This is a genomic window from Micromonospora yangpuensis, assembly GCF_900091615.1.
GTDB classification, from domain to species: domain Bacteria; phylum Actinomycetota; class Actinomycetes; order Mycobacteriales; family Micromonosporaceae; genus Micromonospora; species Micromonospora yangpuensis.
In genome coordinates this window covers 2228732-2243769 of record NZ_FMIA01000002.1, presented here as the reverse complement: position 1 = coordinate 2243769, position 15038 = coordinate 2228732, and the positions used below count along the sequence as shown (strand labels likewise).

Genomic DNA, 15038 nt, shown 5'->3' with positions numbered 1-15038 from the left:
AGGGACCCTTCCTATACCGGAAGCGATAAAAGGGGGCCCTTCCTTGCAGGGTCATGGGGTGGTTAGGCGGTAGCCGGCGCCGCGGACGGTCTCCAGGCGTTCCCGGCCGATCTTGCGGCGCAGGTAGCCGACGTACACCTCCACCGCGTTCGGGGCGGTCTCCAGGCTGGCGTCCCAGACGTGGTCGAGCAGCTCGGTCTTGGAGACGACCTGACCGGGGCGGCGGATCAAATAGTCCAGCAGGGCGTACTCGCGGGCGGTCAGCGCCACCTCGGCGTCGGCCCTGGTGACCCGGCGGCGGGCCGGGTCCAGGCGCAGGTCACCCAGGCTGAGCACGGTCGGGCGTTCGGGTGCGCCGCGGCGCAGCAGGGCTCGCAGCCTGGCCAGCAGCACCACGTACGAGAAGGGTTTGGTGAGGTAGTCGTCGGCCCCGCAGTCCAGCCCGTCGGCCTGGTCGTACTCGCCGTCCTTGGCCGAGAGCATCAGCACCGGCAGCCAGACCTGCTCGGCGCGCAGCCGGCGGACCAGCTCGTACCCGGAGAGGCCGGGCAGCATCACGTCCAGCACCATCGCGTCGTAGCCACCGTGGCGGGCCGCGTCGAGGCCGGCCGGCCCGGTGGCCGCCACGTCGACGGCGAACCCCTCGGCCTGCAGGCCCCGCTGCAGGGCGGCGGCCAACCGCGCCTCGTCCTCCACCACCAGCAACCGCACAGCCTCAAGGGTGCCACCTGCCGGGGCGGACAGATGGTCATCCTCAGCCTGCTCACAGCCACCGTGGCGCACCATGGGCGCAGGAGGTGTCACGCATGTCCGTGTTGAAGAGCCGTCCCGTCCTTCGCTGGCTGGTCCCGGTGGCCGCCGCAGTGACCGTGGTCGGCGGTGGTGCCGCCGTCGGCACGTTCGCCGCCGACGCCGAGCCGAGCCTGCCGCCGCGCAGCGCCGCCCAGCTCCTGGTCGATCTGCAGACCGCCCGGCTGGACGGGCTGTCCGGCACCGTCGTCCAGCGCTCCGACCTGGGGCTGCCGCCGGCTGCCGGCCTGCTCGGCGGGGGCGACGACCTGACCGCCCTGCTCACCGGTACGCACACCCTGCGGGTCTGGCACTCCGGACCGGACAAGCAGCGGATCGCCCTGGTCGACACCCTCGGCGAACGGAACCTGATCCGCAACGGTCGGGACGTGTGGGCCTGGGACAGCCGGACCAACACCGCCACCCACCGCACCCTGCCGGCCGGCGGTTCGGCGGAGGGCAGGCCGGCGGGCGCGCCCGACCTGCCGGCGACCCCGCAGGAGGCGGCGAAGCTGGCGTTGCAGGCCGTCGAGCCGAGCACCGAGGTGAGCGTCGGCCGTTCGGCCACCGTCGCCGGGCGCGACGCGTACGAGCTGGTGCTGCGTCCGCGGGACGAGGCGTCCCTGATCGACCAGGTACGGGTGGCCATCGACGCCAAGGAGTACGTGCCGCTACGGTTCGAGGTGTTCGCCGACGCCGCCGACCGCCCGGCCTTCGAGATGGCCTTCACGCAGATCGACTACCAGCGGCCCGACGCCGACCAGTTCACCTTCAACCCCCCGCCGGGTACGGTCACCGAGAACCTGGATGCCGAGAAGGCCGCGGTCGCTCCGGGCGAACGGCCCGAGCACGACAAGACGCGTACGGTCGGCGAGGGCTGGACCACCGTCGTGATCACCCAGACCGGCACCGAGAAGGACAAGGCCGCCGGTGACGCCGAGGCGAAGCCGGGTACGACGGCCGGGCCGAACCTGGACGGTGTGCTGCCCGAGGTCAGCGGGGACTGGGGCAAGGGCCGCCTGTTCAGCACGAACCTGGTAAACGTGCTGTTCACCGACGACGGCCGGATGTTGGCCGGCGCGGTGACCCCGGAACGCCTCTTCCAAGCGGCAAAGGGCTAGACCGACCTCGCACGACGAGGTCGCCAAGGGCTGACCGACCTCGTCGTGCGAGGTCGCCAAGGGCTGACCGACCTCGTACGAGGTCGTGGCGGGCCGATCGCAGCCAGATCGCAGCAGGGGGCCGGGCCGGCGTGAGCTGGTCCGGCCCCGCGGTGTGTCCGGGGCTGCGTCGTGTCCGGGGCCGCGGTGTGTCCGGGGCTGCGTCGTGTCCGGGGCTGCGTCGTGTCCGGGGCCGCGGTGTGTCCGGGGACGGGGGCGGTGCGTCCGGAGACCGGGGCGCGGTGCGTCCGGGGACGCGGTGGAAGCGGCCCTGCGGAGTGTCCGGGGCCACGAGACTGGGCGCGGCGAGCGGGAAAGTTGGCCCGTCGGTGCGGTGGGTGGGAAAGCTTGGTCCGGTGCGGCGGGGCGCGGTATGTTTCTCAGTTCAGAGACACGCATCAGCTCTGAAACGCGAAAAGGAACGGCACCAGTGGCCGCTCCTGCTGGGATTCTATCTTTCGAGGAGACAGCTTGTCAAGGCACTCCGGTGGTCCCGGTGAACCGCAACTGCCCGACGAGATCGGCCCCGAGCAGGAGTACGTCTCGATGCTCTACGACCGGCTGGACCGGATGCGGGAGCAGGCCGCCGAGCGGCTCACCGAGGCGCTGCGCAGCACCGGCGGCACCCAGCAGGACCGCTCCCAGCGGGACAGCTCGGTCCGGATGTACGCCGACCAGGTCGAACGCTTCTCCGCGGTGGAGAACGGCCTCGCGTTCGGCCGGTTGGACACCGACGACGCGGCCCGCCACTACATCGGCCGGATCGGGATCTTCGATACCAGCGACGACTACGACCCGCTGCTGATGGACTGGCGGGCCCCCGCCGCCCGCCCGTTCTACCTGGCCACCGCCGCCAACCCGCAGGGCGTACGGCGTCGACGGCACCTGCGCACCCGGCAGCGCAAGGTCACCGGGATCGACGACGAGGTGCTCGACCTCGCCACCGCCACGCCGGGCGGGCACGAGGAGCTGACCGGCGAGGCCTCCCTGCTGGCCGCGTTGAACGCCGGACGGACCGGCCGGATGCGCGACATCGTGGAGACCATCCAGGCCGAACAGGACCGGGTCATCCGCGCCGACCTGCCCGGAGTGCTGGTGGTGCAGGGCGGTCCGGGCACCGGCAAGACCGCCGTGGCACTGCACCGGGCGGCGTACCTGCTCTACACCCACCGCCGGGAGCTGGCCACCCGGGGCGTGTTGCTGGTCGGCCCGAACGCCACCTTCCTGCGCTACATCTCGCAGGTCCTGCCGGCGCTGGCCGAGACCGGCGTGCTGCTGCGTACCCCGGGGGACCTTTTTCCCGGAGTCAGCGCGCGGCGGGCGGAGTCCGCGCGGGCCGCGGCGGTCAAGGGCCGCTCGGTGATGACCGAGGTGCTCGCCGCCGCCGTCCGTGACCGGCAGTGGGTGCCCGACGAGCCGCTGGAGATCGAGGTGGAGCGGGAGGTGATCCGGCTCGACCCGGAGACCTGCCGGCAGGCCCGGGACCGGGCGCGGCGCTCCGGCCGGCCGCACAACCTGGCCCGGCCGCTGTTCGACCTGGAGATCGTCCACGCGCTCGCCGCCCAGGTGGCCGAACGGATCGGCGCGGACCCGCTGGGCGGGGAGAACCTGCTCGCCGAGGCCGACGTCGCCGAGATCCGTCGGGAGCTGCGGGAGGAGCCCGAGGTACAGGCGGCGCTGGATCGGCTCTGGCCGGTGCTCACCCCGCAGCGGCTGCTGGCCGACCTGTACGCCGACACCGACCGGATCGCCGCCGCCGCGCCCCAGCTCACCGCGGACGAACGCGCCCTGCTGCACCGGCAGCCCGGTGGGTGGACCCCGGCCGACGTACCGCTGCTCGACGAGGCGGCCGAACTGCTCGGCGAGGACGAACGGGCCGCCGCCGCCCGGGTGGAACGGCTGCGCGTGCTGCAACGCGAGTACGCCGAAGGGGTGCTGGAGATCTGGCAGGGCTCCCGCTCGATCGACGTCGAGGACGAGGACGACGGCGGTGAGATCCTCGGCGTCACCGACCTGATCGACGCGGACCGGCTGCTGGACCGGCAGGCCGAGGAGGACCGGCTCACCACCGCCCAACGCGCCGCCGCCGACCGGAAGTGGGCCTTCGGGCACGTCATCGTCGACGAGGCCCAGGAACTGTCCCCGATGGCCTGGCGGCTACTCATGCGCCGCTGCCCGAGCAGGTCGATGACCATCGTCGGGGACGTGGCCCAGACCGGGGCACTGGCCGGTACGCCGAGCTGGGGCGACGCGCTGGAGCCGTACGTGGCGCAACGGTGGCGGCTGGAGGAGCTGACCGTCAGCTACCGCACCCCGGCCGAGATCATGGCGAAGGCGGCCGAGGTGCTGGCCGACATCGACCCCGACCTGAGCCCGCCCCGCTCGGTTCGGCAGAGCGGCCACCCACCGGTCGACCGTCGGGTCTCCGCCGACCGGTTGGCCGCGGAACTGGTCGCCACGGCCACCCGGGCGGCGGCCGACCTCGACGAGGGACGACTCGGCATCATCCTGCCCGCCGGCCGGCTCACCGAACTGGGTGCCGCGCTCGTCGCGGAGCTGCCCGAGGCCGCCGTCGGCGACCGCCCGGAGCTGGAGAGCCGGGTCGTGGTGCTGACCGTCGCCCAGGCCAAGGGGCTGGAGTTCGACTCGGTGCTGGTGGTCGATCCCGACGGCATCGTCGCCGAGTCACCCCGGGGACGCAGCGACCTCTACGTCGCCCTCACCCGAGCCACCCAACGCCTCACCACCCTCCAGGTGTAAGGAAGGGCCCCCTGTTAACGCATTCGGTATAGCGGGGTACCCCTCTCACACCACCGCACGGGAGGCGCGGCACGCACGGGGTGATGGCGCGCGCAGGGACGGCAAGGCGCGCAGGGACGACGGCGGCGCACAGGAGACGACGGCGGCGACGCAGGGCACGGCGACGCGCGCAGGGACGACGACGGCGCACAGGGGCGACGGCCGCACGCAGGAGACGACGGCGGCGCGCGTAGGAGGCGGCGAGGCACGCCGGGACGCGACGAGCGCGGGGACCGGTGGATCAGTCGTCGGTGAAGCCGCCGATCTGGCTGGCCGACGAGGACTGGTCGCTGGTCGAGCCGCCGGCGGGCGTACTCATGCCGCCGGTGGTGGCGTCACCGGTGGTGGTCGGCGCGACCTTGCCGGGATGCCGTTCCGGCTGGCGGGCCACCCGCCGGGCGCTGGCCGGGCCGGCGGTGCCGCCGGTGGTGGTGACCGCGCCCTGGCCCCGGGTCGGGCCGCCGTCGCGCAACACCTGCGGGTCGACCGGTACGTCGGCGGGGTCGTCGGGGTCGTCGTCCTGAATCACCCGCTGTACGTCGGTCGGCGGCTCGGTGACCTCGTCGAGCGCCCCGTCGCCGTACTCGTCCCCGATCAGCCGTTCCGCGGCCTGGCGGGTCCGGGGCTGGTCCGCGTCGTTCTCGCGCATCGCGATCACCTCGCTGACGTGTCGGTCGGGTGATCGTCACCGTAACCCAGGGTCAGGCGCGCTGACTGCGAAACGAGTATCCCTCGCCCCAGGCGGGACCGTCGGCGATCAAGCATGCACGTTCGCGGTCTGCCCGGCCGGCGATCCGGGCACCCGGACGGCGGCCTGAGGCACCGAACGACGGCCTGGGCACGCGGACGACGGCCTCGGCACGCGGACGGCAGCCTGCGCACGCGGACGACGGCCTCGGCACGCGGACGGCAGCCTGCGCACGCGGACGACGGCCTCGGCACGCGGACGACGGCCTCGGCACGCGGACGACGGCCTCGGCACGCGGACGGCAGCCTGCGCACGCGGACGGCGACCTGGGCAACGCGGACGGCGGTCCAAAGCACGACGCGGACCACGACGACGGCGGCCTGGGGCACGAGGACGGCGGTCTGGCGCATGCGGAGCGGGCGCCCCGAGCACACGGAGCGGCGGTCCGGAGCGCCCATACGTCCGGCCGAGTCGCCGCGCTGGCGAGGAACCGGCCAACCGCCGCCAGCGGGGTTCGTTCTTGGCCGGCTTTTACCTCTTGCCGAGGCTGTAGACCGTGGACTATGTTAGCGTTCACATTTACCGGCATGAAACTCTACCGACCCCGATCCGAAAAGAGTCTCCCGCCCAACCCGTCCCCGAACTCGGCCGCAGCCCTGCGGCCAGAAAGGTCACGACCATGGGACTGACCCGTCGGCAGTTCACCCTGAGTACGCTCGCCACCACCGCGTTCACCATGACCGGCCTCGGGCTCAGCCAGGGCCCGGCCCTGGCCGCGACGAACACGGCGTACCTGATGACCTACTTCACCGAATCACCGAACCAGTCGGCGGCCAACTACGGTCTGCATCTCGCGGTGAGTCGGGACGGTCTGAACTGGAGCCCGCTCAACCAGAACAACCCGGTCGTCACCCCGACCGCCGGCCAGTTGGGGCTGCGCGATCCGTACATCTACCGCAAGCAGGACGGCACCTTCGTGGTCGTCGCCACCGACCTCAAGGGTCTCAACTTCGGGCTGACCAGCCAGTACCTGCACGTGTGGGACTCGGTGGACCTGTCCAGCTTCACCGGTTACCGGCGGATCCAGATGCACACGTACGGCAGCAGCGTGCACACCTGGGCGCCGACGGTCTTCTGGGACGCCAGCCGCGGTCAGTACGGGATCGTCTACTCCGCCAACACCACCACGGACCTGTTCCTGGTGAACTACACGTCCGACTTCCGCACCGTGGGTCCACCGCAGACCTACTTCAGCCCCGGCTTTCCCATCCTCGACGCCGACATCCGGGTCAGTGGCGGGGTGACGTACATGTACTACAAGAACCTGGCGAACGGCAACATCTACGGTGCCCGCTCCAACACCGGCGCCCCGAACAGCTTCACCACCTACACCAGCGGGCTGCGGCAGGGCACCGCGATCGAGGGGTCGCACCTGGTCCCGCGCAACGACGGTGGCGGGTGGTGGCTCTGGGGCGACTCGTTCGGCCCGATCAACAACGACATGTACATGTGGACCACCAACAATGTGGGTGCCAACTCGTGGTCGGTGCTGAACCAGCGCGACTACACCCCGCCGATCAACTCCAAGCACGGTTCGGTGGTCGGCATCACCGAAGCCGAGTACAACGCCGCGGTCAACCGGTGGGGTCTGCCGAACTGGGTCCGGCTGAAGTCGTCCAACCTGCCCGACTACTACGTGCGGCACTCCAACAACGCGGTGCGCATCGACCCCTACCCGTTCGATCCGCACCAGGACCAGCTGTGGCGGATGGTGCCGGGTCTCGCCGACTCGGCGGCGGTGTCCTTCGAGTCGGTCAACCGCCCCGGCTACTTCATCCGGCACAGCGGTTACGTCGCGCAGCTCGGTGTGAACGACGGGAGCGCGACCTTCCGCGCCGACGCGACGTTCTACCGTACCGCCGGGCTGGCCGACTCCGCGTGGACCTCGCTGCGGTCGTACAACTTCCCGGACCGGTATCTGCGGCACGCCGGCCAGGTCCTGCGCATCGACCCGCTCAGCTCGTCGTCCAGCGCCAACGACCGGCAGGACGCGACCTTCCGTCTCACCTCGTAGCCGTCGTCGCCGGCGGGGTTCGGTCACCCCGCCGGCACCACCCGGACACCCACCCCCTGGTACGGACGAGGGAGAAACGACATCCATGAACCGAACCCTGAGTGGCCGCCGAATCGGCGGCGGGCTGCTCACCCTGCTGATGGGCATCTGCGCGATCGTGGCGGTGGTGCCGGCCACCGTCGCCAAGGCCGACAACCCGGTCGTGCAACACATCTACACCGCTGACCCGGCCCCGCTTGTGCACAACGGTCGGGTGTACCTCTACACCGGGCGGGACGAGGACGGCTCGACCTACTTCACCATGAAGGAGTGGCGGGTCTTCTCCTCGGCGGACATGGTGAACTGGACCGACCACGGCGTACCGATGAACGTGGCCACCTTCAGCTGGGCCAGCGCGGACGCCTGGGCCGGTCACGTCGTGGCCCGCAACAACCAGTTCTACTGGTACGTGCCGGTGAAGAACCGGGCCACCGGCCGGATGGCCATCGGCGTCGGCGTGTCGAGCAGCCCCACCGGCCCGTTCCGGGACGCCATCGGGCGCCCGCTGCTGGAGAACGGCGAGATCGACCCGCACGCCTTCATCGACGACACCGGACAGGCCTACCTGTACTGGGGCAACCCCAACCTCTGGTACGTGCGCCTGAACGCGGACATGATCTCCTTCTCCGGTGCCGCGACGCAGATCCCGCTGACCACCGCCGGTTTCGGCACCCGCACCGGCAACCCCAGCCGCCCCACCCTGTACGAGGAGGGGCCGTGGGTCTACAAACGTAACGGCACCTACTACATGATCTTCGCCGCCGAGTGCTGCGGGGAGTTCATCGCCTACTCCACCGCCCCCGGCCCCACCGGCCCGTGGACCTACCGCGGCACGGTCATGCCCCGGCAGGGCTCAAGCTTCACCAACCACCCAGGCATCGTCGACTTCAACGGCGGGTCGTACTTCTTCTACCACAACGGGGCGCTGCCCGGCGGCGGCGGCTTCACCCGCTCGGTGGCGGTGGAGAAGTTCACCTACCGCAGCGACGGCACGATCCCCTCGATGAACATGACCACCGCCGGTGTGCCGCAGGTCGGCACCCTGAACCCGTACGTCCGGCAGGAGGCCGAGACCATCGCCTGGGGCTCGGGCATCGAGACCGAGGCCACCACCGGCGGCGGCGTCAATGTCTCGGCACTGGAGAACGGGGACTGGATCAAGGTCAGGGGGGTCGCGTTCGGTACCGGCGCGAGTTCCTTCACCGCCCGGGTCGCCTCGGCCGCCTCCGGCGGCAACCTGGAGCTGCGCCTGGACAGCGCGACCGGACCGCTGGTCGGCACCTGCCGGGTGGCCGGTACGGGCGGCTGGCAGAGCTGGACCAACACCACCTGCGCGGTCAGCGGGGCAACCGGAACCCGGGACCTGTACCTGCGCTTCACCGGCGGATCGGGTTTCCTGTTCAACGTCGACTGGTGGCAGTTCACCGGCGGCGGCACCACCCCGACGGCGTACCGGATCACCAACCGCAACAGCGGCCAGGTCATCGACGTCCAGCAGCCCAACCTGCAGGACCTGGCCGTGATCGGGCAGTGGAGCAGCAACGGCGCGACCTGGCAGCAGTGGCGCTTCCTCGACGCCGGCAACGGCAACGTCCGGCTGCAGAGCGTCAACAGCAGCAAGTGCGTCGACATCCTCAACAGTTCCACCGCCGACGGGGCGCAGGTCGTGCAGTACACCTGCCACAACGGTCTCAACCAGGTGTTCACCTGGCGGTCGGCCGGCGGTGACTACTACAACCTGGTCAACGTCAACAGCAACAAGTGCCTGAACGTGGTCGGCGGCTCGACCGCCGCGGGCGCTGCCCTGGAGCAGCGGACCTGCGGCTCCGCGACCAGCATGCAGTGGTCCCGGGCCTGAGGCCTGAGCCGGCACCTCCACCACCCCGTACCACCAGAAGGAGTGGATCCATGACAGCCAAGCAGGAGGCCCGTCCCGCCTCCGTGGCACGACGACGCCGGTGGCCGGCGCTGGCCGCGGTGGTCGCGGCGGTGCTGGCGGCCACCGGGCTCGCCGTCGTGCAGGCCTCGCCCGCCGCGGCCGCGACGGTCGACACCAACGCCTGGTACGTCCTGGTCAACCGCAACAGCGGCAAGGCCCTGGACGTCTACAACTCCGCCACCAACGACGGCGCGCGGATCACCCAGTGGACCCGCAACAACGGCAACCAACAACAGTGGCAGTTCGTCGACTCCGGCGGCGGCTACTACCGACTCAAGTCCCGACTGTCCAACAAGGTCCTCGACGTCTACAACTTCTCCACCGCCAACGGCGCCAGCATCGTCCAGTGGACCGACGGCAACGGCACCAACCAGCAGTTCCGCCTCGCCGACTCCGACGGCGGCCACGTCCGCCTGATCAACCGCAACAGCAACAAGGCCATCGAGGTACAGAACGCCTCCACCGCCGACGGCGGCAACATCGTCCAGTACGACGACTGGGGCGGCACCAACCAACAGTGGCAACTCGTCCGCGTCGACGGCGGAACCCCGCCGACCACGCCGCCGCCGGGCAGCGGCACCTCGGGGTGCGGCAAGGCCCCCGGCATCGCCAGTGGTACGCACACCATCACCAGCAACGGCAAGAGCCGGAACTTCATCCTGCGGATCCCCGCCAACTACCAGCAGAACAACCCGTACCGGCTGGTCTTCGGTCTGCACTGGTTGGGTGGCACCGCGGTGGACGTGGACACCGGGCAGACCGTGGACCGCAACACCTGGTCCTACTACGGGCTCCAGCGGTTGGCCAACAACACGACGATCTTCGTCGCGCCCCAGGGCCTCGGCAACGGTTGGGCCAACACCGGGGGTGAGGACGTCACCTTCATCGACGACGTACTCAACCGGGTCCAGTCCGCCCTCTGTGTCAACCCGCGCCAGCGCTTCTCCATCGGGTTCAGCTACGGCGGCGCGATGAGCTACGCCCTCGCCTGCGCCCGGCCGGACGTCTTCCGGGCGGTCGTCGTCCAGTCCGCCCCGCGTGAACTCAGCGGATGCAGCGGCGGCACCCAGGCCGTGGCGTACCTGGGGGTGCACGGCATCAGCGACGGGATCGCCAACGGACGCGCGATGCGCGACCGGTTCGTCCGGAACAACGGCTGCACCGCGCAGAGCCCGCGCGAGCCAGCAGCCGGCAGCCTGACCCACGTCGTCACCACCTACTCGGGCTGCCGCTCCGGCTTCCCGGTGGCGTGGGCCGCCTTCGACGGGGGCCACATCGCGGCTCCGCAGGACGGCGCCCCCGGCGACAGCGGGCCCCGGACCTGGGTCCCCGCCCTGGCGTGGAACTTCTTCACCCAGTTCCAGTGACGTCGGGACCGTACCGTCCGTAACGACCCCTTCGTTTCGAATGTCCAATGAGCGGGCGGCACGAAGGTCAGCGGAGGCGCGGCCAGATTTTCGCCCCGGCTACGGGGTTACCTCGGCCAGGGCACCGGGTAGACGCCGGGTGCCCTGGCCAGAGCAGGTCAACCGTGCCGTGGCAGGGACGCGGCAGCGGGGCGAGGGATCGCAGGACTCATCGCATCCTGAGGAGGACAAGATGAGCACACAGGCTGCATCCACGAGGCCGTCGAACCGGTCCATGCAGACCGCGCCGAACCGGATGGACACGGGGCAGCAGAACCGTGCCATGCAGGAGACCCAGACCCATCAGATGCCGGCGATGCACGATGGTCACCGCCAGCCGATGGTCTCTCCGGGTACGGAGACCAAGCAGGCCTTCGCGACCACGGAGTTCTGGGTCTACGTCGCGGCGGTGGTCGGCGTACTGGTCGCCTCGCAGCTGGTCGGCCAGAACGCGGCCGGCGTGGACATCTTCCGCGCCCCGCAGGCCTGGTTCTTCATCACGCTGCTGACCATCGGTTACCTGGGTAGCCGGGGTCTGGCCAAGGCCGGCAGCAACTTCCGCAGCGGTCGGGAGCGCAAGGCCCGGCACTGACCACACCAGGTCGGCACCGAGCAGCGGTGGCCCCCGGGGAGTCTTCCCCGGGGGCCACCGCCGTCGTTCACGCGACCGCCGGGGACCGTGCCCGGGGGGTCGCCGTCGTGCCGAGGGCCGTCGGGACCGCCGTCGAGGCGGTCACCGTCGACTGGTTGCTACTCCTCGTCGCCGCCGAAGTCCTCGTCGCCGCCGTCGTCGTCGCCCTCGAAGGCGTCGCTGATCATCTCGCCGGCGACCATGCCACCTACCGCGCCGAGCGCCGCGCCGGCCACCACGCCACCCATCCCGACGCCGCCCCGGCCCCGCGACGGCTGCATCGGGTACCCGTGCGACGGGGCACCGTAGCCCGGCGCGCCGTAACCCTGCGGGGCACCGTACCCCTGCGGGGCACCGTACCCCTGGGGGGCGCCGTACCCCTGCGGGGCGCCGTAGCCGGGTGCGCCGTAACCGCCGGGCGCGCCGAAGCCCTGGGCGCGCAGGTTGCCGTACTGCGAGGTGGTCTCGCGCAGCCAGCCGTCGACCAGCTGTACCCAGTTGGTCCGCTCGGCGTCGGCGTGGCCGACGGAGTACCGGCCGAAAACGTCGTGCCCGGAGCTGAGGAAACCGCCCCGCTTGTCGCACTCCAGGATCACGTCGACGCCGTGCGGGTTGGTCACGAAGGTCAGCTCGACCTCGGTGATGCTCTGCGCGTACTGCGGTGCGGCAAAGAACTCGATCTCCTGGTAGAACGGCAGCGTCTGGTTCACCCCACGGATGTGACCGCGCTCCAGGTCGGCGTTCTTGAACCGGAAGCCGAGCTGCTGGAAGGCACCGAGGATCCCCTCGTGCACCGGCATCGGATGCACCGCGACCTGGTCGAGGTCGCCCTTGTCCACGGCCCGGGCGATCGCCAGCTCGGTACGCAGCCCCATGGTCATGCCGTGCAGGCGCTGGCCGTACACGTCGGTGATCGGGGTCTCCCACGGCACCGGCATCCGGAACGGGATGCTGAGCTGCTGCTTCGGGGCGAGCTGCAGCGGCCCGCTCACCTGCATCCGGTGGAACTCCATGGTGCCGGCGTACTCGCTGTCGCCGCTCTCCACCTCGACCCGGGTGACCAGGCCGAGGGAGATGTGCTCGATGTCGGCGGCGGCGTCCCCGCCGATCAGGTTGACGTGGCCGTCGAGGCTGAGCCCGGGTCGGGTGTTCGGGTTGGTCAGGACGGTGTCCACACTCGGACCGCCCACCCCGAACGCGCTGAGCATCTTCTTGAAGACCATCGAAACTCCTGTGGAACGGACGCCAGGCTCCATCGTGGAGCTGGTCGCTGACCCGCAGCACCCTAACCGGAACCCCTGTGAAGTGCCTGTGAGCACGCCCGGCGCGCCGGAAACGAGTGTGTGCCTCGGATTCCGGCGCGGGGCGGACGGCTACCGACGGCCGGCCGGCCGTTGCTGGTTGCCGCCCTGCGGGTTCTGCGGAGGCTGCGCGGCCCGGGAGGACTGGGACGGCAGGGAGGCCTCCGAGTAGTGGGAGTACGCCGTGTGGAAACTGTTGGCGCTGCTGCGGGCGGAGGCGTACGAACCGGTGGTGGGGGTGCCGCTGCCGGTGGGCACCCGCATGCCGGCGTAGCTGGCGTACGGGTTCTGATCACTGCTCGCGCTCATCGGCGCCGGGCTGTCCGTCAGGGTGCGGCTCGGCACGTCGACGGTGATCTGCCGGCGGGGGTCCGTCCAGTGCAGGTTTCCGGTGGTGCGGCGCTCCAGCTCCTTCTTCTCGAACTCGACGTGGTCGTAGTTCGGTACCCGGGTCTCGGAGGTCCGGGTCTGCGGAGCCGGCCGGGTGAAGGCCTGCTGGTAGAGCGTGCTCATCTGCAGGTCCTGCTGGCTGGCCGTATACGAGGGCAGTTGGGTCTGGGACGGGTCGCCTCCGAGGGGTGCGGCCTCGCCCTCCTGCTGAACGTAGTTGCCGTAGTTGTGGCTCGGTCCGTCGTAGGTCTGCTGGCTGCCGCTCTTCGAGTGGGTCATCACGTCTCCCGTCGGGCGAGGCCGCAGCCGGTCCGCGGCCTACCGTGGCGGTATTACGAACGCCGCCGCCTCCGGTTCACGGACAGCGATGTGTCGCCTCCCACCCGTCAGGTAGCGTCGGCCCGACGAGCGACGGAGGTGCCGATGAGGTCGACCTACTGCACCGACCTGACGGCGGCTGACTGGCTGCTCCGCTCCGCGGCGTCCCCGATGCGGTTGATCACCTTCGGCCCGGCGGGCTTCGAGGCGTACGGGCGGCTCCGGTTCATCCCCGACCCCACCGCACCCGGGCAGGACGAGGCCGACGCCGACCTGCCCGACAACCACCCCTTCGACCTCGACCAGGCCCGCCGGGCGCTGCACCTGCTCGCCCGGTTCACCGCCACGCCGCAGGAGTGCTACTTCTGCGTCTGGGACGGCTACTCCGACATTGCGCTACCACCGACGGTACGGCGCGGCCCGCTCGTGGAGCTGCCCCACCGCCGGTACGCGTTGCTGCGCGGCCCGCTGTCCGCGATCGACACCTGGGCGGACGACCTCGGCGACGGCGGGACGATCGCCCCACCGGCCCTGGTCTGGCCCACCGACCGCCGCTGGTGTTTCGTCAGCGACGTCGACCCGCACTGGGCCGGCATCGGCGCCGACCGGGCCGCCATCACCGCCCTGACCGACGACCCGCACCTGGACGTCGTCCCCGCCGACCCCACCCAACCCCAACCCTGGTACCGCTGACCGACCTGACCCGCGTCGACCCGGCCGGCGCGGCGGTGCGGGGGCGGTGGGCGCGGCCCGGCACGGCCCGGCCCGGCCCGGCCCGGGGCATGATCGACTCGGTTGGGCTGAAATGGCTGTGTCGGAGGGCCCCGGACCCCGCCATTTCAGCCCAACCGAGTCGATCAACGCGAGCACCTCCCCGGGCGGGAGGTCAGGTGGCGTCAGCGACGCCGGCCGGGCCGCCATCACCGCCTTGACCGACGACCCGCACCTCGACATCCCGAACCCCACCCGGGTACCAGCTAGCGGTGGCCGGGGGGCAGCCGCAGGACCGGGCCGGGCGGGGCTTGATCGACTCGGTTGGGCTGAAATGGTGGGGTCCAATGCCATTCGACCCAGCCATAACAACCCAACCGAGTCGATCAACGCCAGCACACGCCCGCAGCCGGTGCGCCACGTCATCCACCTGCCGGTGGCGGTGGCGGACCTGACCGAGGCGCTCGGCCTGGCGTACACGGTGACCCGGTCGTTGGGGTCCGTGCCGGGCGTCGACGCGGCCGTGCCACGGTCTCCGCCGAGGACGACCAGAGCCCGCAGCACCGGGTGTAGACGCGGCCGGTGCCACGGTCTCCGCCGAGGACGACCAGAGCCCGCAGCACCGGGTGTAGACGCGGCCGGTGCCACGGTCTCCGCCGAGGACGACCAGAGCGTGCAGCACTGGGTGTACTGCGACCGGCCGCTCTCCGGTCGGCAGCGCTGCCTGCTGCGGGTAGACCACCTCGACCCGTGCGCCGCCGACCCTCGCCCCACCTGACCCCATCGATGGGGC

General features: G+C 71.1%; 12 protein-coding genes. 8 read left to right on the top strand and 4 right to left on the bottom strand.

Features of this window, described 5'->3' with window-relative positions; translation table 11 throughout:
• Nucleotides 1–51 precede the first annotated feature (51 nt).
• Nucleotides 52–711: a response regulator transcription factor gene (locus GA0070617_RS10265; RefSeq protein WP_091435839.1), complete on the bottom strand. Its 660-nt coding sequence runs from the start codon at nt 709–711 to the stop codon at nt 52–54.
• A 95-nt stretch (nt 712–806) separates the two neighbouring features.
• On the opposite strand from GA0070617_RS10265, the gene GA0070617_RS10260 reads away from it, so the two are divergent.
• On the top strand, nt 807–1910 hold the full coding sequence (locus GA0070617_RS10260) for a LolA family protein (RefSeq protein WP_091435837.1): 1104 nt from the start codon (nt 807–809) through the stop codon (nt 1908–1910).
• Between the two features lie 585 nt (nt 1911–2495).
• Nucleotides 2496–4709: a HelD family protein gene (locus GA0070617_RS10255; RefSeq protein ID WP_091446201.1), complete on the top strand. Its 2214-nt coding sequence runs from the start codon at nt 2496–2498 to the stop codon at nt 4707–4709.
• Nucleotides 4710–4989: 280 nt separating this feature from the next.
• Here the strand turns inward: GA0070617_RS10255 and GA0070617_RS10250 are convergent, their stop codons facing one another.
• Nucleotides 4990–5397 (bottom strand): hypothetical protein, encoded by a 408-nt coding sequence (locus GA0070617_RS10250; RefSeq protein WP_091446199.1) that lies wholly within the window; start codon nt 5395–5397, stop codon nt 4990–4992.
• Nucleotides 5398–6115: 718 nt separating this feature from the next.
• Here GA0070617_RS10250 and GA0070617_RS10245 point away from each other — a divergent pair.
• The 4 genes from GA0070617_RS10245 (at nt 6116) to GA0070617_RS10230 (ending at nt 11486) form a co-directional block, all read left to right on the top strand.
• Nucleotides 6116–7510: a glycoside hydrolase family 43 protein gene (locus GA0070617_RS10245; protein ID WP_091435835.1), complete on the top strand. Its 1395-nt coding sequence runs from the start codon at nt 6116–6118 to the stop codon at nt 7508–7510.
• Nucleotides 7511–7595: 85 nt separating this feature from the next.
• Nucleotides 7596–9407 (top strand): family 43 glycosylhydrolase, encoded by a 1812-nt coding sequence (locus GA0070617_RS10240; RefSeq protein ID WP_217628782.1) that lies wholly within the window; start codon nt 7596–7598, stop codon nt 9405–9407.
• Nucleotides 9408–9457: 50 nt separating this feature from the next.
• On the top strand, nt 9458–10855 hold the full coding sequence (locus tag GA0070617_RS10235; RefSeq protein ID WP_091435832.1) for an RICIN domain-containing protein: 1398 nt from the start codon (nt 9458–9460) through the stop codon (nt 10853–10855).
• 232 nt (nt 10856–11087) lie between these two features.
• On the top strand, nt 11088–11486 hold the full coding sequence (locus GA0070617_RS10230) for a hypothetical protein (RefSeq protein WP_091435830.1): 399 nt from the start codon (nt 11088–11090) through the stop codon (nt 11484–11486).
• Nucleotides 11487–11644: 158 nt separating this feature from the next.
• Here the strand turns inward: GA0070617_RS10230 and GA0070617_RS10225 are convergent, their stop codons facing one another.
• Nucleotides 11645–12748: a sporulation protein gene (locus GA0070617_RS10225; protein WP_091435828.1), complete on the bottom strand. Its 1104-nt coding sequence runs from the start codon at nt 12746–12748 to the stop codon at nt 11645–11647.
• A gap of 150 nt (nt 12749–12898) precedes the next feature.
• Nucleotides 12899–13495, bottom strand: a complete 597-nt coding sequence (locus tag GA0070617_RS10220) for a hypothetical protein (RefSeq protein ID WP_091435826.1) — start codon at nt 13493–13495, stop codon at nt 12899–12901.
• Between the two features lie 144 nt (nt 13496–13639).
• Between GA0070617_RS10220 and GA0070617_RS10215 the strand changes: the two genes are divergently transcribed.
• The gene (locus GA0070617_RS10215) at nt 13640–14227 is read left to right on the top strand and encodes a hypothetical protein (RefSeq protein ID WP_091435823.1); all 588 of its coding nucleotides are present in this window, start codon (nt 13640–13642) and stop codon (nt 14225–14227) included.
• Between the two features lie 430 nt (nt 14228–14657).
• Nucleotides 14658–15023, top strand: coding sequence for a hypothetical protein (locus GA0070617_RS10210; protein WP_091435821.1), 366 nt, complete (start codon nt 14658–14660; stop codon nt 15021–15023).
• Nucleotides 15024–15038 lie beyond the last annotated feature (15 nt).

Excerpts from the sequence above, each read along its gene's own strand:
- GA0070617_RS10260 (WP_091435837.1), top strand. The coding sequence starts at position 807 with ATGTCCGTGTTGAAGAGCCGTCCCGTCCTTCGCTGGCTGGTCCCGGTG.
- GA0070617_RS10255 (WP_091446201.1), top strand. The coding sequence starts at position 2,496 with ATGCTCTACGACCGGCTGGACCGGATGCGGGAGCAGGCCGCCGAGCGG.
- GA0070617_RS10250 (WP_091446199.1), bottom strand. The coding sequence starts at position 5,397 with ATGCGCGAGAACGACGCGGACCAGCCCCGGACCCGCCAGGCCGCGGAA.
- GA0070617_RS10245 (WP_091435835.1), top strand. The coding sequence starts at position 6,116 with ATGGGACTGACCCGTCGGCAGTTCACCCTGAGTACGCTCGCCACCACC.
- GA0070617_RS10240 (WP_217628782.1), top strand. The coding sequence starts at position 7,596 with ATGAACCGAACCCTGAGTGGCCGCCGAATCGGCGGCGGGCTGCTCACC.
- GA0070617_RS10235 (WP_091435832.1), top strand. The coding sequence starts at position 9,458 with ATGACAGCCAAGCAGGAGGCCCGTCCCGCCTCCGTGGCACGACGACGC.
- GA0070617_RS10230 (WP_091435830.1), top strand. The coding sequence starts at position 11,088 with ATGAGCACACAGGCTGCATCCACGAGGCCGTCGAACCGGTCCATGCAG.
- GA0070617_RS10225 (WP_091435828.1), bottom strand. The coding sequence starts at position 12,748 with ATGGTCTTCAAGAAGATGCTCAGCGCGTTCGGGGTGGGCGGTCCGAGT.
- GA0070617_RS10220 (WP_091435826.1), bottom strand. The coding sequence starts at position 13,495 with ATGACCCACTCGAAGAGCGGCAGCCAGCAGACCTACGACGGACCGAGC.
- GA0070617_RS10215 (WP_091435823.1), top strand. The coding sequence starts at position 13,640 with ATGAGGTCGACCTACTGCACCGACCTGACGGCGGCTGACTGGCTGCTC.